This is a genomic window from Chromobacterium sp. Rain0013, from assembly GCF_015291765.1.
Lineage (GTDB): Bacteria > Pseudomonadota > Gammaproteobacteria > Burkholderiales > Chromobacteriaceae > Chromobacterium > Chromobacterium haemolyticum.
The window spans coordinates 1,622,855-1,649,571 of record NZ_CP031514.1 but is presented as its reverse complement, the minus strand read 5'-3'; the positions used below and the strand labels follow the sequence as shown (position 1 = coordinate 1,649,571).

Genomic DNA, 26,717 nt, shown 5'->3' with positions numbered 1-26,717 from the left:
AAGGCGAAAACAGCGGAGAAAGCGGAATGTACAAGTGGTACATGAGCATTTCGAAGCCGTTTTCAACGCCGTATCGCCGACGCGCAGCAGACTTTGTTCAAAACAAGCTTAACGGCTGACCTTCACTTCCGTCCACATCCGCGCCAGCGAGCGCCGTTCCACCGGCGTCAGCTCACGCAGCACCGTCCATTTCTTCACGGTGTCCGGCGTCGGATCGATCACCGGATGGGCTTTCAAATCCGCGCGGAAAAAGGGAGCGGCGGTTTTAACCGGATTAGTGGCGCCGTTAAGGTTGGTCAGTTGGGCGGCGTTCTTGCCGTCCAGCATGAAGTTGATGAACTGATGCGCCAGGTCCGGGCGTTTGGCGCTGGCCAGGACCGCCATGGTGTCCACGCCCAGCTCATTGCCTTCCTTCTGCGCCACATTGGCGATGTGGAAGCGGCGCTTGGCCTGCCGCGCGTCCTCGGCGGCCTGGAAGAACTCGGTGGAATAGCCCAGCGACACCCAGATATTGCCCACTGCCAGCTCTTTCAGATAACTGGCGTTGGAGAAGGTGGCCCAGTAGGGCTTGGCCTGCTTGATCACCGCCTGCGCCGCGCGATAATCCGCCTGGCTGGCGGTGTTGGGGTTCTTGCCCAGGTAGAACAGCGCGGCGGCGAACACCTCGCGCGAACTGTCCAGCACGGTGACCTTGCCCTTGATATTCTGCAGAACCTTGGGATCGAAGATCACAGACCAGCTGTGCGGATCGATGCCCAGTTTCTGCAAGCGCTCCGCGTTGTAGCCGACCGAGGTCAGCGACAGCACCGTGGGCACGGTGTAACGGTTGCCGGGATCATAGCTTTGGGACAAGTAGGCGGGGTCGACGTTCTTCAGATTCGGCAGCTTGGCGTGATCCAGCGGCCGCAGCAGCTTCTGTTTGCTCATCGCCTGGATCACGAAGCTGGATGGAAACACCATGTCGTAACCCTTGGCCCCGGCCGCCAGCTTGGCCAGCATTTCCTCATTGTCGCCGTAGTAATTCTGCACCACGCGGCAATCACAGCTTTTCTCGAACTGACGGAGGATGGCGTCCGACAGCGAGCCGCTCCAGTTATAGATGTGCAAGACGTCCTTGGGTCCGGCCCAGACGGCGGACGACAGGATGGAGGACAATAGGACAAGCTTCAGCGGTTTCAATTCAGATTCACCTCCAGACGGCCATGACCAGCATGGCGAACAGAAAAGGCGGCAAGCCGCCATGGCGGGTTTCCCTCTTGGGAAGCCCCGCGACGTAGAACCTGTTCAAAGTCCGCTTAGCATAGACAAGCGTCGCGTTCTGATGCCCATGCGCGGTAGGCGCATTAGCGCTTCTTCAACGGTTTCAGTCTTGTCTCGCGCTAGCCAGCGAGACTTTGAACAAGCTCTTAAATACGGCGGCGTCGGGCCCTGCCTCAGCAAGAGCAACGCTCTCGCCTTGCTACAGCAGACCCCGGCGCCGCGAATCCGTTCCTGGCCGCAACGGCCAGACGGTTTATTCGGCGCGGCGGGCTGCGCCCAGCGTCGCCTCCAGCGCCTGTTGCAGCAGGCGCTCGTCGGCGCCGTCCAGCAATTTGGCGTCGGACAGCATGCGCCGCCAGTTGCGCGCGCCGGGAATGCCCTGAAACAGGCCCAGGATGTGGCGGGCGATATTGCGTGTCTTGTGGCCCTCGGCCAGACGCGCCGCCACATAGGGCATCATCGCGGCCACCACCTGTTCTCGCTCCGGCGCGGCGGCGACGCCGTAGTAGCGCTGGTCCCAATCCGCCATCAGCCAGGGGTTGTGGTAGGCCTCTCGCCCCACCATCACGCCGTCGACGTGGCGCAGATGCTCGTCAATGTCGGCCTGGCTTTTGACGCCGCCGTTGATCAGGATTTCCAGATCCGGACGCTCCTGCTTCAGCCGATAGACGTAATCGTATTTCAAGGGCGGGATTTCGCGGTTTTCCTTGGGGCTCAGGCCTTTGAGAATGGCGTTTCGCGCATGCACGATGAAAGTGCGGCAGCCGGCGTCCGCCACCTGGCCGACGAAATCGCTCAGGTAATCATAATGCTCGATGCGGTCGATGCCGATGCGGTGCTTGACCGTCACATCAATGGACACCGCGTCGCGCATCGCTTTGACGCAGTCGGCCACCAGCTGCGGCTCGGCCATCAGGCAGGCGCCGAAAGCGCCTTTCTGCACCCGTTCCGACGGGCAGCCCACGTTCAGATTGACCTCGTCGTAGCCCCACTCCGCCGCCAGCTTGGCGCAACGCGCCAGCTCCGCCGGCTCGCTGCCGCCCAGTTGCAAGGCCAGCGGATGTTCCGCCTCGTCGAAACGCAGGTGGCGTTCAACGTCGCCATGCAACAACGCTCCGGTGGTCACCATCTCGGTGTACAGCCAGGCATGCCGAGTGATCTGACGCGCGAAATAGCGGTAGTGACGGTCGGTCCAATCCAGCATCGGCGCCACCGATAGACGGCGCGGCGGCAAGCCGTCGCTGTTCCCAACCCTAGAATGCTGCACTCCGCTGTCCTGCATCGTATCCATATCCACCCGAAACCAGATCACCGCTCAGCGCCGGCGGCAGACCGGCCCGCCATCGCGCTAAGCGTTTGAAAAAAGGCATGAATTATCCTCCCGCACCCGAACAAGGGTCAAGCATTTAGACAAAAACACCGAGCAATCAAAGGGATATGGCGATTATGGCCCAACGATTCTCCCCCGCAGGCAACTTTTTCAAGAATTGAATTTCATAAGCTTTAACTACGGCGACCGCATCTTCGCGCCGGACGCGCCCTGGCAGGGGTGTCTGGCATGCCAATCAATTACTAACAAGAATCATTCACAAATGAATATATTCATGAAAAGAGAATCCAGCCCTCGCGCCTGTCCGCCGGACCAGCGTTGCAGGCTGTCGGGCGGGCCTGCCCTTCATTCCGGATGTTTCCACTTCAGCACAAGGTTGACCCATGTTTAAACCATACTCCCTGCGCTTACCGGCGCTGATGCTATTGCCGGCGCTGCTGAGCGGCTGCCTGGAACAGCCCAGCGTCGAACAGCAAGCCGCGCGCATCGTCGAGCAAATGAGCCCCCGCGAGAAAATCGGCCAGAAAATCATGATGGCCTTCCGCTACTGGTGCCCGGACGATCAGCCCGCCTGCACCGCCGGCATGACCGAACTGCCGGAAGCCGCCAGTCGCGCCTTGCGCGACAACGCCATCGGCGGCGTGATTCTGTTCGCCAACAATCTGACCGATCTGCAGCAAACCCGCCGCCTGTCCGAGCAGATCCGCAAGGCGCGGCCGCAAAACAGCCCGGTCGGCCTGTTGATTGGTTCTGACCAGGAGGGCGGCAATGTCTTCCGCTTGCCGCGTCCGCTGGCCACCAGCTTTCCTGGCAATATGGCGCTGGGCGCCGCCTATGAAGCAACTCGGGATAGCGGCCTGGCCCGCGACTCCGGCCGCGTGCTGGCCGCCGAGATCCGCGCTGTCGGCTTCAACGTCAACTTTGCCCCGGACGTGGACGTCAACAGCAACCCGCTCAATCCGGTAATCAATGTCCGTGCCTACGGCGACGACCCGGCCACCATCAGCCTGCTGGGCCAGGCCACGACGCAAGGCATGCGCGAGCAAGGCGTGATCGGCTCTTTTAAACACTTCCCCGGCCACGGCGACACCGCCACCGACTCCCATTACGGTCTGCCCGTGGTCAACAAATCGCGCGCCGACGCCTACGCCATCGACCTGGCGCCCTACCGCCAAGCCATCGCCTCCGGCCAGCCCCCGGAGATGATCATGACCGCCCACATCCAGTACCCGGCGCTGGACAACAGCCAAATCACCGCCCGCAACGGCGAACGCATGATCGCGCCGGCGACCATGTCGCGCAAAATCCAGCACGATCTGCTGCGCGGCGAGATGGGCTACCAGGGCGTCACCGTCACTGACGCGCTGGACATGAAGGGCATCAGTGATTTCTTCGAGCAGGCCGACGCGGTAATCAAGGTGTTCCAGGCCGATGTCGACATCGCGCTGATGCCCACCGAGTTCCGCACCGCCGCGCAAGCCGGCCGGCTGCGTCAATTAATCGACCAAGTAGCCGCCGCGGTGGCGGACGGACGGATAGATCGCGCCGAACTGGACCGCTCGGTGCGGCGCATCGTGGCGATGAAGTTGCGCAACGAGGTCACCCCTGCCGGCGAAGCCAAGCCGTTGCCGGAGTTGAGCACCATAGGCGGCGCGGAACACCGCGCGGTGGAAGATAAGATCACCCGGCAATCCATCACCCTGCTGCGCAATCAGGGCGCGGCGCTGCCGTTGCGCTCGCCCAGCCAGCGCATCTTCATTCTGACGCCCTGGGGCGAGCAGGCCGAGGCGATGCGTCGCCGCTTTGATGAGAAAGGCTATCGCCAAGTCAGCGGCGCCAAGCTGAGCGCCACACCGTGGGAGGCCCAGAAACAGGCGATCGATCAGGCCGACGTGGTCGTCATCGGCACCCTGGCCACCGGCGTCAGCCCGGTGGAGCGCAACGGCGACCCCAACGCGCCGGCCCTTGCGCCTCGACTGAAACGCAGTCTGCCGACTGAAGCGGCGTCGGCGCCGATGTCCGGCAACGGCTCCCTGGTCTTCAACGTGGCGGAAGACCTGCCGTCCTTGCAAACCCGTTTCGCCCGCAGCCTGTCCGCGCCGCCGCTCAGCGAGGCGCAACAAATGCGCAATGCGATGGAATACGCCAAACGGCAAGGCAAGAAGCTGATCCACGTGACCTTGCGCGCGCCTTACGACGTGATCAATTACGACGATCTGGCAGACGCCACGCTGGCCACCTACTCCTACTACGGTTATGAGAACGGCCTGCGCGGGCCCTCCATGCCGGCGCTGGTGGACGTCATGCTGGGCGCGAACCCGCCGGGCGGCAAGCTGCCGGTGGCCATCCATGCGCTGGATGAAAACGGCCAGCCGGGCGCGTTGCGCTACGCGCGCGGTTTTGGGCTGAGGTTCTGACGAAGCATCGCTCTTCTTAACCCTCCTCCTAACGCACCGCGGCCCTCCGGCCGCGGTGTTTTCTTTTGTCCTTGCGGGGGCGGAGCCGCAACCCCAAGGCATTCGCATCGAAATAGACACAATTTATACTGTATGAATATTTTGTGCGCTGCAGTATCATGAGATTGAACTCGCGGCTGAAGACGCCCGCACAACAGGGCCGCAAGCCGCGCGGAACCGGGCTACCCTCAAATAAGAAAGCAAGCGCATGGCCATAGAATCCAACGCTGTCCTGCCGGACTTCGCCGCGTGGAGCATGTCCAAGGACTTTCCCAGCGGTCATCAAGTCGGCCGCCACCAACACCGCGAAGGCCAACTGATTTTCGCCGTCTCCGGCGTGATGGAGCTGTCTACCTCCGACGGCCTGTGGCTGGTGCCGCCGCAGCGCGGCGTCTGGATGCCCCCGGCGGTGGAGCACAGCATGCGTGCCCGCGGCACGGTGTCCTTGCGCACGCTGTACATACAGTCCCCCCGCTACTTGGCGCAGTTGCCGCGTCACTCCAAAGCCATCGCCATTTCGCCGCTGATGCGGGAAATCATCATCCGCCTGATGCGCACGCACGCCATTCCCCACGACAACCAAAAAGAAGGCCGCTTGCTGGATTTACTGATCGACGAAATCGAATGGTCCAGCGAAACGGCCTTGCCGCTGCCCCCGCTGGGCGACCCGCGCTTGCAACGGATATGCTCGGCGATTCTGGCCAATCCAGGCGACCGCCGCGGCCTGAGCGAATGGGCGGAACTGGTGGGCGCGTCCAGCCGCACGCTGGCGCGCTTGTTCCAACAGGAGTTGGGCGTGTCCTATCTGTACTGGCGCCAACAAGTATGCGCAATGGCGGCCCTGCCGCGGCTGGGCGCCGGCGAGCCGGTCACCCTGATTGCCTCCGACCTGGGCTACGAAACCCCCGGCGCGTTTTCCTCCATGTTCCGCCGCATTATGAACGCGGCCCCCAGCCAGTACTTCTCCTGAGCTCATAAGCTGTTCAAAGCCGCGCCGACAAAAGCGAGGCTTTGAGCAGCCACTCCTCCACCCCGCGGCCCCGCGCGCCGACACGGCTTTGCCGCAGCGCAGCATGATTGTCCGTTTTGACGCAGCAATTGTCCGCTTGCAAGAAGCCTGAGCCAAACCGTTTCAATATGATAAATAGCTATTGAAACCGCTGCCTGGCCAGGTGACCATGTCCCATCCCAACTACGACGCCAAACGCTATTGGCTGCTGATTCTGGCCGCCACCTTTTTGTTTGGCTCCACCTTCCCCACCTCCAAGATCGTGCTTTCGGAAATGCCGCCCTTGTGGGCGGCGGTGGCGCGCTTCACCGCCGCCGCCGCCGGCATCGTCCCCATACTGCTGTGGCAGCGCTTCCGCTATCCGCGCGCTTTCGTCCGCCCGCGTCCCTGGGGCGTGCTGGCGCTGATCGGGCTGCTGCAAACCGCCGGATCGATGGGCTTTCTCAATATCGGGCTGCGCAGCACCACACCGGCCAAGGCCGCCATCCTGATGGCCTGCACCCCCTTGATCGTGGCCTTGATGTCGCGGCTGGCGCTAAAGGAAAAAATCCACCCTCTGGCCGCCGTCGGCCTGGTCCTCGCTTTCTTCGGCGTCGCCGTCTGCATCGGCTTGAACAAGCTGGACGGCTTCGGCGCCGGCGACGCGCTGGTGCTGTGCGGCGCGGCCTGTTGGGCCGCGTCCACGCTGGTGATCAAGGGCAGCCGCATCGTGATCAACGTCTGGGCGCTGACTTTCTGGCAGATGCTGGTCGGTTCGGCCTGCCTGGCGCTGCTGGCCTGGGCCGGCGGAGAAGTCCCCGTCCCGCCGCACAGCGAGCGGGTGTTGGCCGCCTTTTTGTGGCTGGCGCTGCCGGCCACCACCGGGGCCATGGCGCTGTGGTTCATGGCGCTGGACCTGGGCGGAGCGGTGCGCACCAGCGGCTTCCTGTTTCTATCTCCGCTGTTCGCCACCCTGATTTCCTTTGTCGCCTTCGGCTATTCGCTGTCGTTGCATGAACTGATCGGCGGCGTGCTGATCGGCGTCGGCATTTATCTGGTGTCCAAGCGCCCAACCGCCGCCGCGCAGCCTCAAACCGCGCCCGCAGGCGACCAGATCTAAGCGCCGTCGCTTTTTACCCTTTATTCACATGAGCTTTCCCACCATGCAAAAACTCATCATCACCGCCGCCGTCAACGGCGGCATCACCAGCCGGCAAAAACATCCGGGCGTTCCGTTCTCGCCTGAGGAAATCGCCCAGGCCGCCTACGAATGCTGGAACGCCGGCGCGGCGGTGGTCCACATCCACGCCCGCAACCCGGACGGCACGCCCAGCTACGACGCGGACGTCTACGGCGAGATCGTCCGCCGCATCCGCGATCGCTGCGACATCCTGATCAATCTGAGCACCTCCGGCCTCAACCTGCCGCCGCAACTGGAGAAGAAGGAAGCCTGGAATCACCTGCCCTTCCGCCCCGACATCGCCTCCTTCAACTGCGGCTCGGTCAACCACGGCAGCAAGCCCTTCATCAATCCGCCGGAGCTGGCGCGCGCGCTGGCCTTGGACATCCGCGAATACCGCGCCAAGCCGGAGATCGAGGTCTACCACCAGGGCATCATCGGCGAGGCGTTGAAACTGCAAGAAGACGGCTACCTGAGCGGCCCGCTGTGCTTCAGCTTCGCCATGGGCATACAGGGCGGCGCGGCCGCCACTTGCAAGAACCTGCTGCATTTCGTCGAAAGCATTCCGCAGGACAGCGTGTGGTCTGCCCTGGGCATAGGCAAACACCAGCTGGCGATCAATCTGCACACCCTGCTGCTGGGCGGCCATGTTCGCACCGGCCTGGAAGACAACGTCTATTACCGCTACGGCGAACTGGCCCGCGACAACGCCCAACTGGTGGAGCGCCTGGCGCGCCTGGCCGGCGAAGTCGGCCGCGAGATCGCCTCCCCCGCCGAAGCCAAGCAGATTCTGGGCATCCACTAAGAACATGTTTACGTTCTCGCGAGCAAGAGCGAGACAAGGCGAAAACGGCTGAAGAAGCGGAGTGTACATACGGTACATGAGCATTCCGAAAACGGTTTCAACGCCGTATCGCCGACGCGCAGCAGATCGTAACGCCAAGCCATTCAAAGGACACACTACATGAGCACGATCGATCCGAATCCGCACAAAGAACAAGGCCTGGAAATCTACGGCGCGCCGCTGAACCAGGCCAAACTGGCCGTGGTGCTGCTGCACGGCCGCCGCCAGAGCGCCCAGGACGCCTACAAAAACGGCGAGGCCATCGGCCTGGCCGACGTCGCCTACATCCTGCCCATCGCCAAGGACCGCACCTGGTATCCGCACAGCTTCATGGCGCCGCTGGAGAGCAATCAGCCCGCGCTGGATCAGGCGCTGGATTGCGTCGAGGCCACCATCGAAGAATTGCGCGGCTACGGCTTCGCTAACCGCCAGATCGTATTGATGGGCTTCTCCCAGGGCGCTTGCCTGGCCGCCGAATTCATCTATCGCCGCCCCAGCCCGATAGGCGGGCTGATCGCCTTCTCCGGCGGCCTGTTCGGCCCCGACGAGTCTGCCTGGGGCGAGCCAACCGCGGCGCTGGACTTCCCGGCCTTCTTCGGCACCAGCGACAGCGACAGCTGGATGCCGCTGGAGCGGATCCAACGCAGCGCCGAGGCCTTCCGCCGCGCCGGCGCCAAGGTGGATTTCCGCGTTTATCCGGACATGCCCCACCACGTTTGCGCCGACGAAATCGACGCGGCGCGCGATTTGCTGTCCGCGCTGTTGCAACCGCAAACCAGCTTGAGCTGAGAGGAAACCGCAATGACCGACGCCTTCATCTGCGACGCCGTGCGCACACCCATCGGCCGCTTCGGCGGCGCCTTGTCCAGCGTGCGCGCCGACGATCTGGCCGCGGCGCCGCTGCGCGCCCTTCTTGAGCGCAATCCGGGCCTGGACCCGGCGGAGATAGACGAAGTCATCCTGGGCTGCGCCAACCAGGCCGGCGAGGACAACCGCAACGTGGCCCGCATGAGCCTGCTGCTGGCCGGCTATCCGGAGAGCGTCCCGGGCCTGACTGTGAACCGCCTGTGCGCCTCCGGTCTGGACGCGGTGGCGCTGGCGGCGCGCGCAATCAAGTCCGGCGAGGCCGAGCTGCTGATCGCCGGCGGCGTGGAATCCATGTCGCGCGCGCCCTTCGTGATGCCGAAGTCGGAAAAAGCCTTCGGCCGCGACATGCAGATCTACGACACCACCATAGGCTGGCGCTTCGTCAATCCGGTGATGGAGAAGCAATACGGCGTGGACACCATGCCGGCTACCGCGGAGAACGTGGCGCGTGAATTCGGCGTTAGCCGCCAGGATCAGGACGCCTTCGCGCTGCGCAGTCAGCAGCGTTACTTCGCCGCGCTGGAAACCGGCGCCTTCGCCGAGGAAATCGTGCCGGTGACGATTCCACGCCGCAAGCAGGACCCGCTCATCGTCAGCCGCGACGAACACCCGCGCCAGACTTCTCTGGAGGAACTGGCCAAGCTCAAGGCGCTGTTTGGCCCGGAATCCAGCATCACCGCCGGCAACGCCTCCGGCGTCAACGACGGCGCGGCGGCGATGATCATCGCCTCGGCTTCGGCGGCGCAACGTCACGGCCTGCGTCCGCGCGCGCGGGTGCTGGCCTCGGCCAACTCCGGCATCGCGCCGCGCATCATGGGCGCGGGCCCGATCGAGGCCAGCCGCAAGGCGCTGCGCCAGGCCGGCCTGGGCATCGAGGACATCGACATCATTGAACTGAACGAAGCCTTCGCCGCTCAGGCGCTGGCGGTCACCCGCGCGCTGGGCCTGCCGGACAACAGCGAACGCGTGAATCCCAAAGGCGGCGCCATCGCGCTGGGCCACCCGCTGGGGATGAGCGGCAGCCGGCTGGTTTTGACCGCCGCCGCGCAGTTGCAGGCCAGCGGCAAGCGCTACGCGCTGTGCACGATGTGCGTGGGCGTGGGACAGGGCGCGGCTCTGATTCTGGAGCGGGTATAAGCCGGACGAGGCGGCCATGACGGCCGCCGCCAAACCATACGAGGGGGGAAACATGCATCAACACGCCAATATCAAAAAAGCCATTCAGTTGAGTAACAGCTTCTGGGACATCACCACCCAGGCCGGCATGGCCAATATCGTCACCCGCAACCTGGGCGACGGCCGTCACGAGGCGGTGGCCAACGGTAAGCGCTTCGTCAATATGTCGTCCTATTCCTATCTGGGCCTGGACTCGCACCCGGACATCCTGCAAGCGGCGGCGGACGCGGTGTTGAACACCGGCTCGTTGAATACCTCGATTTCGCGCATCCGCGTGCAGTTCGACATCCTGCAGCAGGCGGAGGACGCGCTGGCGGAACTGGTGGACGCGGAAACGCTGACCGTGCCGTCTTGCGCCGCCGCCGCCGCGGCCGCCCTGCCCCTGCTCGCCTCCGGCGCGCTGACCGAGGATGTGCCGCCCTTGATGGTGTTCGACAAGAACGCCCACTTCTGCCTGAACATGATGAAGCCGATCTGCGCCGACGAAGCCGAGATCCACACCATCCGCCACAACGATCTGAACGCGCTGGAAGACCTGTGCAAAACCCATGCGCGCGTGGCCTACGTCGCCGACGGGGTCTACAGCACCGGCGGCATGGCCCCGGTGCCGGAGCTGCTGGCGTTGCAGGACAAATACGGTTTGTTCCTGTTTTTCGACGAAGCTCACGGTCTGTCCACGCTGGGCCGCCATGGCCGCGGCCTGGTGCTGGAAACCATGGGCGGCATCAATGAGCGCACCTTGATCGTCACCTCGCTGAACAAGGGCTTCGGCGCGTCCGGCGGCGCCATCTTCCTGGGCCCGCGCCACCACGCGGAGCGCCGTAAGCTGGCCACCCGCTTCGGCGGACCGGTGACTTGGTCGCAACGCATCAACACCGCCGGCCTGGGCGCCATCATCCAGTCCGCGGCCATTCATCGCTCCGAGGAGCTGCCGCGCCTGCAACAGCGGTTGCAGGACAATATCCGCCTGTTCGACCAACACGTGGCTTCCGACAATAGCGGCGAGCCGCTGCCCATCCGCTTCGTCTCCATCGGCTCGGAAGAAAACACCATCTTCTACGCCAAGAGCTTGCTGGAAGACGGTTTCTACACCTCGCCCATCTTCTTCCCGGTGATCGCCAAGGGCCGCGCCGGCCTGCGCATCATGATCCGCGCCAATATGAGCACGCAGGAGATCGAACGCTTCGCCGCCTGCCTCAATCAGTTGCGAGCCGCCCATGAATGAGAAAACCCTGACCGCGCCGCAAGCGGCGCTGGCGCAGCCGGCCGGCCGGCTGATGGCGCTGGCCTGCCTGATCGTGTTCATGGCGCAGATGGCCACCACCGTGTATCTGCCTTCGCTGCCGGCGGTGATGCGGGAGTTGGCGATGAGCCAGAGCCTGGTGGAGATGTCCATTTCCGGCTACGTGGTGGGCGCGGCCTTGCCGGTGCTGTTCTGGGGCTCGGCGGCCGACCGTTGGGGCCGGCGCGGACCGCTGCTGATTTCGCTGGCGCTATTCATCGTCTGCAGCCTGCTGCTCGCCTTCGTGTCCAACGCCGCGGAGCTGCTGACGCTGCGCGTGGCGCAAGGCATCGCCGGCGGCGGCGCGGCCATCATCGCCCGCATCATCGTGCGCGATCACTGGCGCGGCGACGATCTGGCTCGCAAATTATCCGTGCTGTCCATCGCCTTCATCACCGCGCTGGGCGGCGGCCAGTTCATCGGCGGTCTGATCGGCAAATACAGTCATTGGGAAGCCGGTTTCGCCTTGATGGCGGTCACCGGCGCCGTGGCGGCGCTGCTGACCATGGGCCTGCCGCTGCAAGCCGGCCGCCCGGCCGCCTCGGCCTCCGGCCCCAGCCCGTACTGGCGCATTCTGCGCCGCCCCGGCTTTCTATGGCCTGCCTGCGCCGGCGGCCTGGGCTTCGCCACCACGGTGACCTTGCAAGAGGTCAGCCCCTTTGTGTTTCAGGAGCACTTCGGCCTCGCGGTGGCCGGTTTCGGCAACGTCGGCCTGTTGATCGGCCTGTCTTACTTCAGCGGCGCCATGGTGGTGAACCGTCTGGTGGCCCGCGTGGGCGGGTTGCGGCTGATGCGCGCCGGCTCGGCGCTGCTGGCCGCGGCCACGCTGGCCATGCTGCTGGGCTGGCATCTGGGCTTGTTGGAGCATCAGCCCGGCTTGTGGCTGTTCATCGGCCTCTACTGCCTGACCATCTTCGGCCAGGCGGTGCTGTTTCCCAACAGCATGGCCACCGCCGTCAGCGACGCCAAGGAACACGGAGCGCATGCGATGGCCTTGTGCGGCTTCCTGCAGCAAGGGCTGGCCGGCATCGCCGCCACCGTCTCGGTGCTGCTGCATCACGATGGCGCCTGGACGCTGGCGGTAGCCGCCCTCGGCCTGTTGACCCTGTCCCAAGTGCTGTTCAAGGTGCGCCCACGCGCGTCCTGAATCGAGGAAGCTTATTCATGTCCCGTATTGAATCCCGCGTTCCCGCCTCCGGCGAGGCATTTGAACGCAATGCCGAAGCCTACCGCCAACTGCGCGAGCGCATCGCCGCCGCCCGCGACGCCGCTCTGCAAGGCGGCGGCCCCGAAGCGCGCGCCAAACAGGCGGCCAAGGGCAAGCTGTCCCCGCGCGAGCGCTTGTCGCTGCTGCTGGACCCCGGCACGCCCTTTCTGGAGATCGGCCAACTGGCCGCCCACGACGTTTACGACCATGCGGTGCCCTGCGCCGGCATCGTCACCGGCATCGGCATCGTCGCCGACCACGCAGTGGCGGTGTTCGCCAACGATGCCTCGGTCAAGGGCGGCACTTATTACCCGCTGACGCTGCGCAAGCATCTGCGCACCCAGCAGATCGCCCGCGAACAAGGCCTGCCCTGCCTCTATCTGGTGGATTCCGGCGGAGTCTACCTCCCCTTGCAGGAAGACATTTTCCCGGATGAGCAGCACTTCGGCCGCATCTTCCGCAATATCGCCGAGATGTCGGCGCTGGGCCTGCCGCAGATCTCCGCGGTGCTCGGCTCCTGCACCGCCGGCGGCGCCTACATCCCGGCGATGAGCGACGAAACCATCATCGTGCGCGGCAACGGCTCCATCTTTCTGGGCGGCCCGCAACTGGTGCGAGCCGCCACCGGGGTAATCGTGGACGCGGAAACCCTGGGCGGAGCCGACGTGCACGCCCGCGACAGCGGCGTGGCCGACCACTATGCGCTGAGCGACGAGCACGCGCTGCGGCTGATGCGCGACATTGTGGCCCGCCGCGGCCGCGGCAGGCAGTACGCGCCGCCGCAAACGCCGCGGCCGCCGCGTTATGATCCGGCTGAGCTGGCCGGCATCGTCAGCGCCAACCCGCGCGAACATATTCCGGCGCGGGAAATCCTGGCCCGGCTGCTGGACGACTCCGCCTTTGCCGAATACCGCGCCCGCTTCGGCGCCACCATTCTGTGCGGCACTGGCCACATCGGCGGCTATCCGGTAGGCGTGCTGATCAACGACGGGGTGTTGTTCTCGGAGAGCGCGCAAAAAGCGGCCAACTTCATCGAACTATGCGCGCAACGCGGCATTCCGCTGCTATTCCTGCACAATATCAACGGCTTCATGGTGGGCGCGGAATACGAGGCCGGCGGCATCGCCAAGCACGGAGCCAAGATGGTCAACGCCGCCTCCTGCGCCCGCGTGCCCAAATTCAGCATCCTGATCGGCGGCAGCTACGGCGCCGGCAATCTGGCCATGTGCGGCCGCGCCATCGGCCCGCAGTTGATGGCGATGTGGCCCAACGCCAAGACCACGGTGGTGGGCGGGGAACAGGCGGCGACAGTGCTGGCGCTGATCCGCGCGGAACAATTGGAAAAACAGGGCAAGGCCTGGACGCCGGAAGAAGAGGAAAGCTTCAAGCGGCCGATCCGCGACGCCTACGAGCGCCAGGGCCAGGCGCTGTACGTGGCGGCCCGCATGTGGGTGGACGCCATCGTCGACCCGGCCCAGACCCGCGAATGGCTGGCGCTCAGCCTGGCGCTGGCCGCCGCCGCTCCCGTCCAAGACACCCGCTTCGGCGTTTTCAGGATGTAAACACCATGTTCAAACGAATTTTGATCGCCAACCGCGGCGAGATCGCGCGCCGCATCGCCCGCAGCTGCCGGCGGCTCGGTATCGAGCATGTCGCCGTCTACTCCACGGCCGACGCTGGCGCGGCGCACCTGGAAGGGGCCGCGGAGCGGCGCTGGATAGGCGAGGCCCCGGCCAGCGCCAGCTATCTGAATGGAGAGGCCATCATCGCCGCGGCGCTGGCCAGCGGCTGCGAGGCCATTCATCCCGGCTACGGCTTCCTCTCGGAAAACGCCGACTTCGCCCGAGCGGTGACCGCCGCCGGCCTGGTCTTCATCGGCCCGGACGCCGACACCATCGCCCAGATGGGAGACAAAGCGCGCGCGCGTCAGTTGATGGCGGCGGCGGGCGTGCCGGTAACGCCGGGCTCGGCGGAGGCCACCGAATCCTACGGTCTGATCCTGGAGAGCAGCGCCGAGATAGGCTATCCGGTCATCCTCAAGCCGGTGGCCGGCGGCGGCGGCAAGGGCATGCAGGTGGTGTGGGAAGAAGCCGCGCTGCGCGAGGCGGTGGACGCCGCCGTGCGCGTCGGCCGCTCCAGCTTCGGCGACGGCCGCTTGCTGGTGGAGCGCTACATCGCCCAACCGCGCCACCTGGAAGTACAGGTGTTCGGCGATAGTCGCGGCAATGTGGTGCATCTGTTCGAACGCGAGTGCTCCTTGCAGCGTCGCCACCAAAAAATCATCGAAGAGGCGCCGGCCTGCGCGATGCCGGCCGCCACCCGCGCCGCGCTGCTGGACACCGCGGTGCGCGGCGCGGCAGCCATCGGCTACCGGAACGCCGGCACTTTTGAATTCATCCTGGCGCCGGACGGACAGTTTTATTTCCTGGAAGTGAACACCCGCTTGCAGGTGGAACATCCGGTTACCGAGGCCGTCACCGGCCTGGACTTGGTGGAATGGCAGCTGCGCGTGGCCGCCGGCGAAGCCTTGCCGCTGCGCCAGGAGGAGGTCCGCGCAGATGGCCACGCCATCGAGTGCCGAGTCTACGCCGAAGACCCGCTGCGCGAATTCGCGCCCATGCCGGGCAAGGCGCTGCTGGCGTGCTGGCCGCAAGGCTGCCGAGTGGACGCGGCCTTCGACGGCGGCGGCGGCGAAGTACCGGCCTTCTACGATCCAATGCTGGCCAAGCTGATCGCCCACGGCGGCAACCGCGGCGCGGCGCTGGACACGCTACAGGCCGCCGCGCGCGACACCGCGCTGCCGGGCCTGACCAGCAATCTGGGCTTCATCGACCGGCTGCTGCGCGAACCGCGGGTGCGGGCCGGCCTGCTGGACACCCATCTGGTCGACCAGCTCGCCGCCGCGCCGGAAAGCGCGCCGGTGGCCGAAGCCGTCGCCTGCGCCGCAGCCGTCGAACTGGCGCTGAACTGCGCCGAATCATCCTCGCCCTGGCAGGGCGGCATCGGCCCCCACGACCGCGCCGCGCTGGACCCGGACGCGCCCTTGGGCCGCCTGAGCTATCGCGCCGGCGCTTCGCGCTGGCAGGCCCGGCTGCTGGAACGCGCCGGCGCCCATGCCCGCGTGGCGGTGGGAGAACGGAACCTGTGCGTGGAACTGAGCCGCGACGGCGAGCTGTGGCGCGGCGAGGTGGACGGGCTGCGCTGGAGCGCCCTGCCCTGCGGCGACGACATGGAGCTGACGGTGGGCGGCCATCGGCTGCGCTTGCAGGCGGAGCAGCCGGAGGCCACCGAGGCGGACGCCGACGCCGGCCAACGGGTAACCTCGCCGATGCCGGGCACGGTGGTGGCGCTGCCGGTGGCCGTCGAACAGCGCGTGGAAGCCAACCAGGTACTGGCCGTGGTCGAAGCGATGAAGATGGAAAACCGGATCTATGCGCCGCGCGCCGGCGTCGTCAGCGCGCTGCACTGCCGGGTGGGCGACATTGTCGCCGCCGACCAAGTGCTGGTCAGCGTCGCGGCCGACGACGTGTGATCGCGCTCTAGCCGCTCAGCCATGAAAAAAGCGCGGGCCACGGCCCGCGCTTTGTCTTGGCTTGCTGACGTTCAGGACTGCGCGGTAGCGCTCAGGCCGGCCAGCTGTTGGCGTTCCGGCTGCCGGAAATCCACCGCCATCATCACGGATAGCGCGGTGATGGTGATGATGGAAAAGAAGAACACCTGACGCGCCCAGACGCGGTCGTCGGTGCTGCTCTTGTAGCCGGACAAGGCCATCTTCAGCCACCACAGGCTGGTGGCTCCGGCCACCGCCAGATAGCCGTAGCCGGCGTATCCGCCGAAAGCCAGCATCGCGGTGGCGGCGCCGAAGGCCAGGATGTAAAGCACGATCTGCCGCTTGGCGCTGGAAATGCCCTTGACCACCGGCAACACCGGAATCCCCGCCGCCTGGTAATCCTGCAGGCGGAAGATGGCGATGGCGTAGGAATGCGGCATCTGCCACAGACAGAACATCAGCAGCAGGATAGCCGCGCCGGCGTCGAAACGGCCGGTCACCGCGCAGTAGCCGGCGACCGGCGGCACCGCGCCGGACAAGCTGCCCACCAGGGTGCCGTACACCGAATGGCGCTTCATATAGAGGCTGTACACCCCCACATAGATGACGAAGCCGAACAGCACGCAGCCGAAGGCCAGCGGATTGGTCCAGCGCCACAGCGCGTAGAAGCCGGCCAGGCCGAGCAGCAGGCCGTGAGCCAGCGCCGCCCGGGTGCTCATCGCGCCGGTGACCAGCACCCGCTTGCGGGTACGGGCCATCTTGGCGTCGATGTCCTGGTCTATGCAGTTGTTGATCGCACAGCCGGACGCCACCACCAGCGAGAGGCCGGCCAGCGTGGCCAGCAGCAAGCTCCAGTCAACCCGGCCCTGGGCCGCCAGCAGAAAGCCGCCGACGGCCGAGATCAGGTTGCCGAAGATGATGCCCGGCTTGGTCACCTGCAAATAGCGCTTGAATTTCAAGGCGGTCTCTCTCAACGCCGTCTCAACGCATCATCAGCGCGTCGGCAGTGTAGATGATCCAGATCGACAGCCCGACCAGCAGCACGATCACCATGCCGGTGAACAGGAAGGACATGGTGTTGAGCTTGCCCTCCTTGCTGAAGTCCAGGTGCAGGAAATACATCAGATGCACCACGATCTGCACCACCGCCAGCGCGAAGATGCCGATGGCCGTCGCCTGCGGCGTGAAGGCGCCGCCCATCACCATCCAGAACGGAATGGCGGTGAGCACCACCGACAGCAGGAAGCCGATCAGATAGCTTTTCACGCTGCCGTGCGCGGCGTGTTCATGTGCCTGGCTCATCCCATGGCTCCTTTCAGGTAGACGACGGTGAACACGCAAATCCACACGATGTCGAGGAAGTGCCAGAACAGCGACAGGCAGTTCAGGCGCGTCATCGCGCGGCCGGTCAGGCCGGTCTTGGCCACCTCCATCATCATCACCGCCATCCAGATCAGGCCGGCGGTCACGTGCAGGCCGTGCAGACCCACCAGGCCGAAGAAGGCCGACAGGAAGGCGCTGACCTGCGGGCCGTGACCCTCGGAGATCAGGTGATGAAACTCGTTGATTTCCAGGCCGATGAAGGCGGCGCCAAACAGGAAGGTCATGCCCAGCCAGCCCAGCACCGCGGATTTATTGCCCTTCTGACCGGCGATCATCGCAAAGCCGTAGGTGATGGAGGACAGCAGCAGCGCCGCGGTTTCCACCAGCACGTATTGCAGATCGAAGATATCCTTGCCGGACACGCCTTCCGCCACATTGCGGAACAGCACGGCGTAAGCCGCGAACGCGCTGGCGAACAGGATGCAGTCGGTCATCAGGTAGAACCAGAAGCCCAGCACGGTTTGCGAACCGCTGTCGTGGTGCTCGTGGTCCTCATGCGCTTCGTGCGCGTCTTTTACATAAGTCGTCATGTCGGATTCAGCCCCTTACGCGGTGGTGGTCGGACGCACAGCCTTTTGCGGCTGGGCCGGATCACGCTCGGTGTAGTTGTCCACGTCGATGCCCAGCTTCTCGAAGCGCTCGCGCTCGATGGCTTCCACTTCCTCCGGCTGGACGTAGTAGTCCAGGTCGTTGTCGTAGGCGCGCGCCAGCATGCAGCCAACGATGCCCACCAGGCCAACGATGGCCAACCACCAGATATGCCAGATCAAGGCGAAGCCCAGCACCGTGGTAAAGCCGCCGATGTAGACTCCCACCGCGGTGTTCTTGGGCATGTGGATAGGCTCGTAGGACTTCGGCACCGCATAGGCCACGCCTTTTTCCTTCATGTCGGTGAAGGCGTCGATGTCATGCACCACCGGCAGCTTGGCAAAGTTGTAGAACGGCGCCGGCGACGAGGTGGACCACTCCAGGGTATGGCCGTTCCACGGGTCGCCGCTGACGTCGGCCAGCTTCTTGCGGTCGCGGATGCTAACCGCGATCTGCAGCAGTTGGCAGGCGATGCCGCAGGCGATCAACAGCGCGCCGAACAGCGCCAGGTACAGCCATGGCTCCCATTCAGGATTGGTGGTGTAGTTCAGGCGGCGGGTCATGCCGAGGAAGCCCAACACATACAGCGGCATGAAGGCGAACATGAAGCCGATCTGCCAGAACCAGAACGAGGCCTTGCCCAGTTTCGGGTTCAACTTGAAACCAAACACTTTCGGGAACCAGAAGGTCACGCCGGCCAAGTAGCCGAACACCGCGCCGCCGATAATGGTGTTGTGGAAGTGGGCGATCAGGAACAGGCTGTTGTGCAACACGAAGTCCGCGCCCGGCACCGCCATCAACACGCCGGTCATGCCGCCGATGGAGAAGGTAACCATGAAACCCAGCGTCCACAGGATGGGAGTTTCAAAGCGCAGGCGGCCGCGGTAGATGGTGAATAACCAGTTGAACAGCTTCACCCCGGTCGGGATCGAAATGATCATGGTGGCGATGCCGAAGAAAGCGTTGACGCTGGCGCCGGAACCCATGGTGAAGAAGTGATGCAGCCATACCATGAAGCCCAGGATGGAAATCGCGCCGCTGGCGTAGATCATGGACTTATGGCCGAACAGGCGCTTGCCGGTGAAGGTGGACACCACCTCGGAGAAAATGCCGAAGGCGGGCAGCACCAGAATGTACACCTCGGGGTGACCCCAGGCCCAGAACAGGTTCAGATACATCATCGCGTTGCCGCCGGCTTCCGCGGTGAAGAAATGGAAGTCCAGGTAGCGGTCCAGGCTCAGCATGGCCAGCGCGCCGGTCAGGATCGGGAAGGAGCTGGCGATCAGCACATTGGCCCAGGTGCAGGTCCAGGTGAAGATGGGCATGTCCATCAGCTTCATGCCCGGAGCGCGCATCTTGATCACGGTGACCAGGAAGTTGATCGCCGTCAGCGTCGTCCCTATCCCTGATATCTGCAAGGCCCAGGTGTAGTAATCCACCCCCACGTCTGGACTGAATGCGATGCCGGCCAAGGGCGGATAGGCCACCCAGCCGGTGCGGGCGAAGTTGCCCACGCCCAACGACAGGTTGACCAGAATCACCGCCGCCACCAGCAACCAGAAGCTCAGCGAGTTCAGGAAGGGGAAGGCCACGTCGCGCGCGCCGATCTGCAGCGGCACCACGATGTTCATCAGGCCCGTCATGAACGGCATCGCCATGAAAATGATCATGATCACGCCGTGGGCGGTGAAGATCTGATCGTAGTGATCGGGCGGCAGCACGCCGTGGCTGCCGCCGGTGGCGATGGCCAGTTGCGCGCGCATCATCAGCGCGTCGGCGAAGCCGCGCAGCAACATGATCATGGCGACGATGATGTACATCACGCCGATCTTCTTGTGGTCGACCGAAGTCAGCCACTCATGCCACAGATAGCCCCATTTGCCCATTTTGGAGATCAGGGCCACCAGCATCAGCCCGATCAGGCCGGCGCCGCCCAGCGCGCCCATCACGATGGGTTCGTGGAAAGGGATGGCGTCCAGCGTCAGTTTGCCTAACAGCATGTCTTGATTACTCCTTCACCGTCAGCGGTTCACACAGGCTCTTGGCTAGCGCGGCCAGCTTGACGTCGGCCTCGGTGGCGGCCAGCGAGGTGCGGCCGGTCATGTATTTGTGCAACACGCCCTGGAACAGATAGGGGGTGACGGCGCCGTAATAGGTCACCGGGTTCTTTTCGCTAGGCAGCACCAGGCCGCGATAGCCGTTCACGTCCAGCGTCTTGCCGGAAGCCTTGACCTTGGCCACCCAGGCATCGAACTCAGCCGGCGTCTTGGTGGCGACGGCGTTGAACTTCATGCCGGAGAAGCCGGCGCCGCTGTAGTTGGCGGAGAAGCCCTTGTACACGCCCGGCTCATGCGCCAGCAGATGCAACTGGGTCTGCATGCCGGCCATCGCGTAAATCTGGCCGCCCAATTGCGGGATGAAGAAGGAGTTCATCGCCGCGTCGGAAGTGATCTTGAAATTCACCGGCACATTGCTGGGGAAGGCCAGCTCGTTGATCGTGGCGATCTGCTGTTCCGGGTAGATGAACAACCATTTCCAGTTCAACGCCACCACCTGCACCTCGATCGGCTTCTGATCCGAATCCAGCGGGCGGTACGGGTCCAGCTTGTGGGTGGTTTCCCAGGTGAGCACGGCAAGGAAGGCGATGATGATGCAGGGAATCAGCCAGACCACCAGCTCGATCTTGGTCGAGTGCGACCATTTGGGCTCGTAGACGGCGTCCTTGTTGCTGGCTCGGTACTTCCAGGCGAAGAACAGGGTCATCACGATCACCGGGATGACCACCAGCAGCATCAGCGCGGTTGCCGTGATGATCAGGGACTTCTGCTCCGCCGCCACCGGGCCCTTGGGGTCAAGGATTCCGCCTTGACACCCGGCAAGCAGCAACGCCGAAGCAATAGCAAGTCCCCGCCACAGGCGTGAGGGTCTTTGGTTTCTCATCATTTACGACTTTACGGGTTGAACATTCTTGTTATCTCGCCCGGGCGCTACGGCTGCGCGCCATCGGCCCCGGCGGCGGTAATCCAGGCCCGGCTCATGACCGGACGGCAACAGCGAGCCCTTGCGCGGCCGACGGCCATGCAAATGCTATCGTCATAATAAAAAACAATGCGGAACTCGCAGCGCGAGCTGATCAAAATCGAAAGGTCGGTATGATCAATCGACAGGGGCGACGTGAATCGCTCCAAGTGGATGACGCGACAGGAGAGCGGCGACAGCCGGCTTTCTCCTGCTGGGACATCACAACGCTGACAGCCGGCGAACCCTCGGGCGGAGACGCGTCTTCCAGCGGGCAAGCAGCCCTGGACGGCGCAGAAAGCGGCGGGAGCATCCCGGTTGTGAAGCCAGGCGGCGCTATTAAAAACAGTTCGCCCCCAACTTTCAAGGGCAAATTTGATCCAGGTTAATGGCCGCCCGCAGGGCAAAACCAGATCACTTGTTACAGATCAATGACGAAAATAACGCCCAAGCTCAGACATGGCGTGATCTAGAACGAAAGCATGAAGTAAATACTCGAACATATACACAGTTTCAAACTGTTACAAAAAAGCAGGAACTCCACCTTTTGCTGTGCACAAAAACAACGCGATTCAATACAAATCGCAACAAAAACATAAACCAAACCGTATGGATTGACAGCCGCGGGAAAAGCCTTTCCCGCGTGCTTCAGGACTCAGGCAGGCATAGTAAGGCATTGCGCAGAAACTCTTCGAAGCTGCGGCTTTCCACCAGCCGGACGCCGGCGCGCTGGCGCATGAAGGAAACGAACAGTTCGTAGATCGCCATCGCCTCCTCGTACTCGGTCTTGCTGATCGCCAGCAGAAAAATCACCCGCGCCACGCTGCCCTCGCCCCAGGCTACGCCGTGCGGCGCGATGATGGTGCACACCGTGGTTTTGCGCGCCAGCAGACCCAGCGAGTGCGGCAAGGCGATGCCGTCGCCCAGCATGGTGCTGAGAATCTCCTCGCGCTCGCGCACCGAAGGCAGGAAATCGGCGTCGACATAGCCCTCCTCGCGCAACTGCCCGCAAACACGCTCGAACAAGGCCTGCTGGCTCAGTCCCGCTTCCGCCACCCAGAAATGCTTGGCGGAAAAATAGCGTTCCAACATATAAGGCCGGGTACGGTCCACCGCCACCAGCCGCGCCAATTGCTCCAACTGGTAATCCGATGGAAACGGCGACAGCAGCGCCACGGGCTTGCGCTTGTCTTCCAAGCGCACCGTGGACACCACGAAATCCGCGCTCACATGCTCCAGCGCCTCGTATTCCTGACAGGACAAGGAGGCGCACACCTCCAACTGCGGGAAACGGCGCCGCAACACCGCCTCCAACGTGCGCAGCGTGGCGTTGCCGCCGTCGCACACCAGCAGGGCCTGCGGCCGGCGCAGATAGCCGATCTGGTAATGGCGCTCCAGCCCCACGCCGATGTGCAGCACCAGATAGCCGATCTCATTTTCCGAGATCCGGTACGGCGAGTGCTTGGCCCAGCTAGACACCGCCGCCAGCGTGAAGTCGTAGGCCAGCGCGTAATGCTGCTTGATGTCGGCCAACACCGGATTGGGCAGATTAATCTGGTAACGCACCCGGGTGATCATGGTTTTAACGTGGGTGATCAGGTCCTCTCGCAATTGCCGGTCAGCGCGCAGATCGTAACGGTAATGGCGGTTGATATAGTCGAGGATGTAGCAGACCAAGGCGTCGGCGTCGTCGGCGTTGATCGCGCTGGGCAACATGCCGGTCAGGCTGCGCGCGGCAATGTTGACGCAGAGAAAGGCCCGCTCGGCGGCGGCGATTTCCACTCCGCTCATGCGCCTCAGCAGGCCGACGATATGCGTGGCGGCCTGATCCACCGCCGGCAGCGTCTCCTCGCCGCAGAAGTCCTGCAGCGGAAAACCGTCGACGATGCGCTTGGCCGCCACCGCGCAATAAAAGGTCAGAAACTGAGCGCCATCGTCGCTGAGACGGACGCCGGCGCGGCTCAAACAGCCCGGCAGGCCAGCCCGCACCGTCGCCAGCGCGTCGGCCAGCACCGGGTCCGCGCTCAACAGCGGGTGGTCCGGCCGCTCCGCCGCCAGTTGCGCCAATAGATCGCTAAGGCAGACGCGGATGGAGGATTCCGCGCCCAGCAGCTTCATGCCGTAGTGCGGCTTGGCCTCTATGCTCAGACCGTAAGCGGCCAGACGCTCGCGCACCTCGGCCATGTCCGCCTGCAAGGTGGCGCGGCTCACACACCAGGCGTCGGCCAGATCTTGCAGCTTCAAGGCGTAGGCGGAGCCTAGAAATTGAGCCAGCAGGTAGTGCACCCGCTCGCCGGCCTGTCGCGGGATGGCGCGGCCGGAACCGGCCTGCGGCCGCACCCGCTGGAAGCGTTCCGGGTCGTCGGCCTGCAGCCGGTAGCCCTCGCCGCGCTTGAGCACGAAGCGCGCGCCGTGCTCGGCCAGAATGGCGTTGAGCGCGTCGATGTCGTTGCGCACGGTGCGGGTGGACACCGCCAGCCGACGCGCCAGTTCTTCCTGCGGCAGCGCTTCCGCCTGCAGGGCGGCAAAGGCCTGGGCCAGCCGTTGATAGGGGAATTTGACCATGAGCCTCTTTCTTGAACCCATCCGCGCCCGGCTTCCCCGGGCGCGTCTACAACAAGGCTTTCACCATCGACAGCAGCCGTTCAACATCGCCCGGCCGGGTTTCGCCATTCGCGTCGATGATGGAGCTGTACACATGCGGAATCACCTTGGGCACGCCGGCCTCCAGCGCCAGGCGGACGATCTCGCTGAAGTTCTCCAGCGAGATGCCGCCGGTGGGCTCCAGCCAGAAATCATGGCGCGCGCAGGCTTCCGCCACCGCCAGGTACTCGTCGCGGCAGTCTAGTCCTCCCATGGGAAAGTACTTGATCGAACTGCCGCCCATATCCTTGAGCATGGCGATGGCGGTGTCCACCGGCGCCGCGCAAACGGGCGATTCTGCGCTGAGCGGACCGGTGGACACCTTCACCAGGCCAGGAATGCCGCTGGGCGAAACCAGGCCGTTGACCACGGTACGCGCCTGGCCCAGCAGCGCGCGGCTGGCGCCGACGCCGGTGAACACCTGATTGACGTGCTGCGGCTGCACTTGGCCGGCAATGGCGCTGACCATGTCCGACTGGCGCGGATCGCCGGCGCCCAGCCCCACCGACAAGGCGTTGTCGATCAAGGCCGCGTATTCGCGCATGTCGGCAACCGCGCTGTCCACATCGGCGTAGTTCTTCGACAAGACTCCCACCAATACGTGTCCTTCCGCCGCCTGGTGGATATCTCTGGCATTGTGCTTGCTTCCCGCCAACACATTCAAGCAAACGCGGCCTTGATAAAAATTGGGTTCCAGTTTCATGCTTGTTCTCCCGTCAGCAAGCGGCGGATGCGCGCGCTGATCTGTTCCAGCTGGGCGGCGTCCACGCTGCGCGCGTCCACTTCCAGCTTGCCCTCGTTAGCCCGGTATTCCCGGAAATAAATGGCGATGTCGCCCTGTTTCAGCGCGGCGGCCGCGGCGGCAGCGCTGAGGCCGGACGCGGCGGCGTCAAAAGCGATCTCGGCGCGAGCGATGTCGCGGCCGGCGGCGTCCCAGACCAGCCGCGCGCTCACGCCGGCCAGTTGGTTCAGGCCGGCGATGAAGGGCTGCAGCCGTTCCGCCATGGCCGCTCCGCTTTCCTTGTCCTGTTTGAGATAGCGTTCGATCGCGCAGGTCAGGCCCAGGATGCCCTCCTTGCCCACCTTCATCGCCCGGCCTATGCCCTGGCTTTGCAGCTTGACCCATTCCACATACTGGCGGCGGCCCAGCACCAGGCCGCTGGTCGGCCCCTCAATCGCCTTTGCGCCGCTGTAGATCACCAGGTCGGCCCCTTGCAGGTAGTGGGCGCGCAAATCCTCCTCCGCCGCCGCATCGACGATCAGCGGCACATGGCGGCGGCGCGCCACCTCGGCGGCCTCGGCCACGCTGAGCACGCTTTTCTGCAAGGCGTGATGCGACTTGATGTACAGAATGGCGGCCGTGTCGGGCCCCACCGCGGCCTCAAGCTGCGCGGCCGAACACTCATTGCCCCAGCCGGCTTCCACCACCCGACCGCCGCCCAGTGCCACCATGGTGCCGACCGGCGCGCCGAAATTGACGTTGTGCCCTTTGGGCAGCACGATTTCACGCGGCCCGTTGACTGCCTGCGCGTGCAGGTTCACCAGCAGGCGCGGATCATCGCGGACAATGACCGCGGCCACCGACTGAGCAATGCCGGCGGAAGCGCAGGACACCACGGTGGCGGCCTCCACCTCCAGCAAGCGGGCGATGTAGTCGCCGGTTTTGTCGACCAAATCCTTCATCTCGAAATACTGGCCCAGGCCCTGCGCCACCGCGGCAGTCACCTCCGGCGCAGGCGTGGATACGCCAAGCATGGTCATGCGGCCGGAGGCGTTGATCACCGGTCGCAGCTGGTACCGTTCATAGATTGAAGACATGGCAAGCCTTTCCTTGTTCGGTGGGCAGCAAAACGCCGCCCGCCACCGCCGCCAGCGGCACCAGGTTACGCACGCAAGTCAGCGTGTCGCCGTCGCTGTCGCTCAGCGGCCGCGGCGCGGTTTCGATGTCGAAAATGGTGAGATCGGCGTCCGCGCCGACTTCCAGCCGCCCTTTGCCGCTGAGCCGCAGCGCCTCTGCCGGCCGCCGGGTCACGCAGTCCAGCACCCGATCCAGCGGCATGCCCAGGCTCAGGAATTTGGACATCACCGCCGCCAAGCCGAATACCGGCCCGCTGACGCGGTTGCGGCAATAGATGTCCGAGCTGATGGTGTCCGGGTACACGCCCAGCGCCATGGCTTCGCGCGCCACGCGGAAACTGAAGCTGGCGCTGCCGTGGCCGACATCCAACAACACGCCGCGCTCGATCGCGGCCCGCACCGAGGCGCGCAGCGCGCCGGCGGCGTCCAGGATGCGGTTGGGCTTGCCGTTGAAACAATGGGTGACGATATCGCCCGGCTCCAGCCATTCTGCGATCTCGTCCAGCGACGGCGGAGTATTGCCGATGTGCACCATCAGCGGCAGCGGCCCAAAGCGGCGCTGGATCTCCTTGGCCCGCGCCAGCGGCGCGATCCCGTTGGCGCCGACCACGCTGCCGCTCAGCCGAGCCTTGATGCCGACGATGAAATCGCGATGAGCGCGGATCGCCGCGCCCGCCAACGCCACGTCGACATCGTCTAGATTGGCCAACTCATGCTGAGTGGCGAGGCCGATGCGCGAAATATTCAACAGCGCGCGCACATCGGTGCGGCAGCCGCCGGCCAACTCGCGGAAAGCGGCGACATCGTCGGCTCCGACGCTCCCCGCGTCCACTACCGTGGTGACGCCGCCGGCCACGCCCACCTGGTCCGGCTCATCGTGGTAAATCGGCGAAGCCGGGTTGCAATGCACATGGCCGTCTATCCAGCCGGCGCTGAGCCGCCAACGGCCATCCAGCCGCACCGTGCGCCGGGCCGGTCCTTCCTGGCGCCCCAGCCCGGCGATCTTGCCGTGGCGGACGGCGACGTCCAGCACCGAGCCATCGGCCAGCAAGGCATCCTTGATCAGCAAGTCATCCATCAGCGCCTCC

General features: G+C 64.5%; 21 protein-coding genes. 10 read left to right on the top strand and 11 right to left on the bottom strand.

All coding sequences use genetic code 11. The features are described 5' to 3' along the window. Positions 1-108: 108 nt before the first annotated feature. Together DXT74_RS07760 and dusA are read right to left on the bottom strand one after the other, a co-directional pair. The gene (locus tag DXT74_RS07760; protein ID WP_231138296.1) at positions 109-1,179 is read right to left on the bottom strand and encodes a PotD/PotF family extracellular solute-binding protein; all 1,071 of its coding nucleotides are present in this window, start codon (positions 1,177-1,179) and stop codon (positions 109-111) included. Positions 1,180-1,513: 334 nt separating this feature from the next. Next, on the bottom strand, positions 1,514-2,542 hold the full coding sequence (gene dusA / locus DXT74_RS07755) for a tRNA dihydrouridine(20/20a) synthase DusA (protein ID WP_052371008.1): 1,029 nt from the start codon (positions 2,540-2,542) through the stop codon (positions 1,514-1,516). 431 nt (positions 2,543-2,973) lie between these two features. Here dusA and DXT74_RS07750 point away from each other — a divergent pair, with 431 nt between their 5' ends. The 10 genes from DXT74_RS07750 to DXT74_RS07705 all read left to right on the top strand — a co-directional run bounded on the left by DXT74_RS07750 (position 2,974) and on the right by DXT74_RS07705 (position 16,122). Beyond that, the gene (locus DXT74_RS07750; protein WP_194427676.1) at positions 2,974-5,007 is read left to right on the top strand and encodes a glycoside hydrolase family 3 protein; all 2,034 of its coding nucleotides are present in this window, start codon (positions 2,974-2,976) and stop codon (positions 5,005-5,007) included. Between the two features lie 247 nt (positions 5,008-5,254). Then, the gene (locus DXT74_RS07745; protein ID WP_196783840.1) at positions 5,255-6,016 is read left to right on the top strand and encodes a helix-turn-helix domain-containing protein; all 762 of its coding nucleotides are present in this window, start codon (positions 5,255-5,257) and stop codon (positions 6,014-6,016) included. A gap of 208 nt (positions 6,017-6,224) precedes the next feature. After that, complete coding sequence (locus tag DXT74_RS07740) at positions 6,225-7,154, top strand: DMT family transporter (protein ID WP_194427675.1); 930 nt, start codon at positions 6,225-6,227, stop codon at positions 7,152-7,154. Positions 7,155-7,197: 43 nt separating this feature from the next. After that, positions 7,198-8,019 (top strand): 3-keto-5-aminohexanoate cleavage protein, encoded by an 822-nt coding sequence (locus DXT74_RS07735; protein ID WP_043642161.1) that lies wholly within the window; start codon positions 7,198-7,200, stop codon positions 8,017-8,019. Positions 8,020-8,178: 159 nt separating this feature from the next. Continuing rightward, the gene (locus DXT74_RS07730) at positions 8,179-8,847 is read left to right on the top strand and encodes an alpha/beta hydrolase (RefSeq protein ID WP_107731523.1); all 669 of its coding nucleotides are present in this window, start codon (positions 8,179-8,181) and stop codon (positions 8,845-8,847) included. 12 nt (positions 8,848-8,859) lie between these two features. Next, complete coding sequence (gene pcaF, locus DXT74_RS07725) at positions 8,860-10,062, top strand: 3-oxoadipyl-CoA thiolase (RefSeq protein ID WP_194427674.1); 1,203 nt, start codon at positions 8,860-8,862, stop codon at positions 10,060-10,062. A gap of 52 nt (positions 10,063-10,114) precedes the next feature. Further along, positions 10,115-11,326, top strand: a complete 1,212-nt coding sequence (locus DXT74_RS07720) for an aminotransferase class I/II-fold pyridoxal phosphate-dependent enzyme (protein WP_194427673.1) — start codon at positions 10,115-10,117, stop codon at positions 11,324-11,326. Continuing rightward, complete coding sequence (locus tag DXT74_RS07715; RefSeq protein WP_196783839.1) at positions 11,319-12,530, top strand: MFS transporter; 1,212 nt, start codon at positions 11,319-11,321, stop codon at positions 12,528-12,530. The genes DXT74_RS07720 and DXT74_RS07715 overlap by 8 nt, the downstream gene beginning before the upstream one ends. Before the next feature lie 17 nt (positions 12,531-12,547). After that, positions 12,548-14,152, top strand: coding sequence for a carboxyl transferase domain-containing protein (locus DXT74_RS07710; RefSeq protein WP_194427672.1), 1,605 nt, complete (start codon positions 12,548-12,550; stop codon positions 14,150-14,152). A gap of 5 nt (positions 14,153-14,157) precedes the next feature. Beyond that, positions 14,158-16,122 carry a biotin carboxylase N-terminal domain-containing protein gene (locus DXT74_RS07705; RefSeq protein ID WP_194427671.1) on the top strand — a complete coding sequence of 655 codons (1,965 nt, stop codon included), beginning with the start codon at positions 14,158-14,160 and terminating at the stop codon, positions 16,120-16,122. Between the two features lie 71 nt (positions 16,123-16,193). Here DXT74_RS07705 and cyoE read toward each other — a convergent pair whose 3' ends face one another. From cyoE to DXT74_RS07660, 9 genes are all read right to left on the bottom strand, one after another. Further along, the gene (gene cyoE / locus DXT74_RS07700; RefSeq protein WP_039754342.1) at positions 16,194-17,099 is read right to left on the bottom strand and encodes a heme o synthase; all 906 of its coding nucleotides are present in this window, start codon (positions 17,097-17,099) and stop codon (positions 16,194-16,196) included. A 22-nt stretch (positions 17,100-17,121) separates the two neighbouring features. After that, a complete protein-coding gene (gene cyoD / locus DXT74_RS07695; RefSeq protein WP_194427670.1) occupies positions 17,122-17,442 on the bottom strand; it encodes a cytochrome o ubiquinol oxidase subunit IV in 321 nt (106 codons plus the stop codon). Further along, a complete protein-coding gene (gene cyoC, locus DXT74_RS07690; protein ID WP_019100421.1) occupies positions 17,439-18,053 on the bottom strand; it encodes a cytochrome o ubiquinol oxidase subunit III in 615 nt (204 codons plus the stop codon). The genes cyoD and cyoC overlap by 4 nt, the downstream gene beginning before the upstream one ends. A gap of 15 nt (positions 18,054-18,068) precedes the next feature. Continuing rightward, positions 18,069-20,111 carry a cytochrome o ubiquinol oxidase subunit I gene (gene cyoB, locus DXT74_RS07685; protein WP_019100422.1) on the bottom strand — a complete coding sequence of 681 codons (2,043 nt, stop codon included), beginning with the start codon at positions 20,109-20,111 and terminating at the stop codon, positions 18,069-18,071. A gap of 7 nt (positions 20,112-20,118) precedes the next feature. Next, on the bottom strand, positions 20,119-21,051 hold the full coding sequence (cyoA, locus tag DXT74_RS07680) for a ubiquinol oxidase subunit II (protein WP_081554804.1): 933 nt from the start codon (positions 21,049-21,051) through the stop codon (positions 20,119-20,121). Between the two features lie 726 nt (positions 21,052-21,777). After that, positions 21,778-23,694: a transcription antiterminator gene (locus DXT74_RS07675; RefSeq protein ID WP_019101587.1), complete on the bottom strand. Its 1,917-nt coding sequence runs from the start codon at positions 23,692-23,694 to the stop codon at positions 21,778-21,780. Positions 23,695-23,740: 46 nt separating this feature from the next. Continuing rightward, a complete protein-coding gene (locus DXT74_RS07670) occupies positions 23,741-24,475 on the bottom strand; it encodes a KDGP aldolase family protein (RefSeq protein ID WP_043642140.1) in 735 nt (244 codons plus the stop codon). Next, positions 24,472-25,590 (bottom strand): DgaE family pyridoxal phosphate-dependent ammonia lyase, encoded by a 1,119-nt coding sequence (locus DXT74_RS07665; protein ID WP_194427669.1) that lies wholly within the window; start codon positions 25,588-25,590, stop codon positions 24,472-24,474. The genes DXT74_RS07670 and DXT74_RS07665 overlap by 4 nt, the downstream gene beginning before the upstream one ends. Further along, entirely contained in the window at positions 25,574-26,707 is a 1,134-nt protein-coding gene (locus DXT74_RS07660) for an amidohydrolase/deacetylase family metallohydrolase (protein ID WP_081554801.1), read from the bottom strand. Before DXT74_RS07660 ends, DXT74_RS07665 begins: the two co-directional genes overlap by 17 nt. Between the last annotated feature and the right edge of the window lie 10 nt (positions 26,708-26,717).

Excerpts from the sequence above, each read along its gene's own strand:
- DXT74_RS07710 (WP_194427672.1), top strand. The coding sequence starts at position 12,548 with ATGTCCCGTATTGAATCCCGCGTTCCCGCCTCCGGCGAGGCATTTGAA.
- DXT74_RS07740 (WP_194427675.1), top strand. The coding sequence starts at position 6,225 with ATGTCCCATCCCAACTACGACGCCAAACGCTATTGGCTGCTGATTCTG.
- DXT74_RS07720 (WP_194427673.1), top strand. The coding sequence starts at position 10,115 with ATGCATCAACACGCCAATATCAAAAAAGCCATTCAGTTGAGTAACAGC.
- DXT74_RS07715 (WP_196783839.1), top strand. The coding sequence starts at position 11,319 with ATGAATGAGAAAACCCTGACCGCGCCGCAAGCGGCGCTGGCGCAGCCG.
- DXT74_RS07675 (WP_019101587.1), bottom strand. The coding sequence starts at position 23,694 with ATGGTCAAATTCCCCTATCAACGGCTGGCCCAGGCCTTTGCCGCCCTG.
- DXT74_RS07665 (WP_194427669.1), bottom strand. The coding sequence starts at position 25,590 with ATGTCTTCAATCTATGAACGGTACCAGCTGCGACCGGTGATCAACGCC.
- DXT74_RS07660 (WP_081554801.1), bottom strand. The coding sequence starts at position 26,707 with ATGGATGACTTGCTGATCAAGGATGCCTTGCTGGCCGATGGCTCGGTG.
- DXT74_RS07750 (WP_194427676.1), top strand. The coding sequence starts at position 2,974 with ATGTTTAAACCATACTCCCTGCGCTTACCGGCGCTGATGCTATTGCCG.
- cyoB (WP_019100422.1), bottom strand. The coding sequence starts at position 20,111 with ATGCTGTTAGGCAAACTGACGCTGGACGCCATCCCTTTCCACGAACCC.
- pcaF (WP_194427674.1), top strand. The coding sequence starts at position 8,860 with ATGACCGACGCCTTCATCTGCGACGCCGTGCGCACACCCATCGGCCGC.
- DXT74_RS07670 (WP_043642140.1), bottom strand. The coding sequence starts at position 24,475 with ATGAAACTGGAACCCAATTTTTATCAAGGCCGCGTTTGCTTGAATGTG.
- DXT74_RS07705 (WP_194427671.1), top strand. The coding sequence starts at position 14,158 with ATGTTCAAACGAATTTTGATCGCCAACCGCGGCGAGATCGCGCGCCGC.
- cyoD (WP_194427670.1), bottom strand. The coding sequence starts at position 17,442 with ATGAGCCAGGCACATGAACACGCCGCGCACGGCAGCGTGAAAAGCTAT.
- dusA (WP_052371008.1), bottom strand. The coding sequence starts at position 2,542 with ATGCAGGACAGCGGAGTGCAGCATTCTAGGGTTGGGAACAGCGACGGC.
- DXT74_RS07745 (WP_196783840.1), top strand. The coding sequence starts at position 5,255 with ATGGCCATAGAATCCAACGCTGTCCTGCCGGACTTCGCCGCGTGGAGC.
- DXT74_RS07735 (WP_043642161.1), top strand. The coding sequence starts at position 7,198 with ATGCAAAAACTCATCATCACCGCCGCCGTCAACGGCGGCATCACCAGC.
- cyoC (WP_019100421.1), bottom strand. The coding sequence starts at position 18,053 with ATGACGACTTATGTAAAAGACGCGCACGAAGCGCATGAGGACCACGAG.
- DXT74_RS07730 (WP_107731523.1), top strand. The coding sequence starts at position 8,179 with ATGAGCACGATCGATCCGAATCCGCACAAAGAACAAGGCCTGGAAATC.
- cyoA (WP_081554804.1), bottom strand. The coding sequence starts at position 21,051 with ATGAGAAACCAAAGACCCTCACGCCTGTGGCGGGGACTTGCTATTGCT.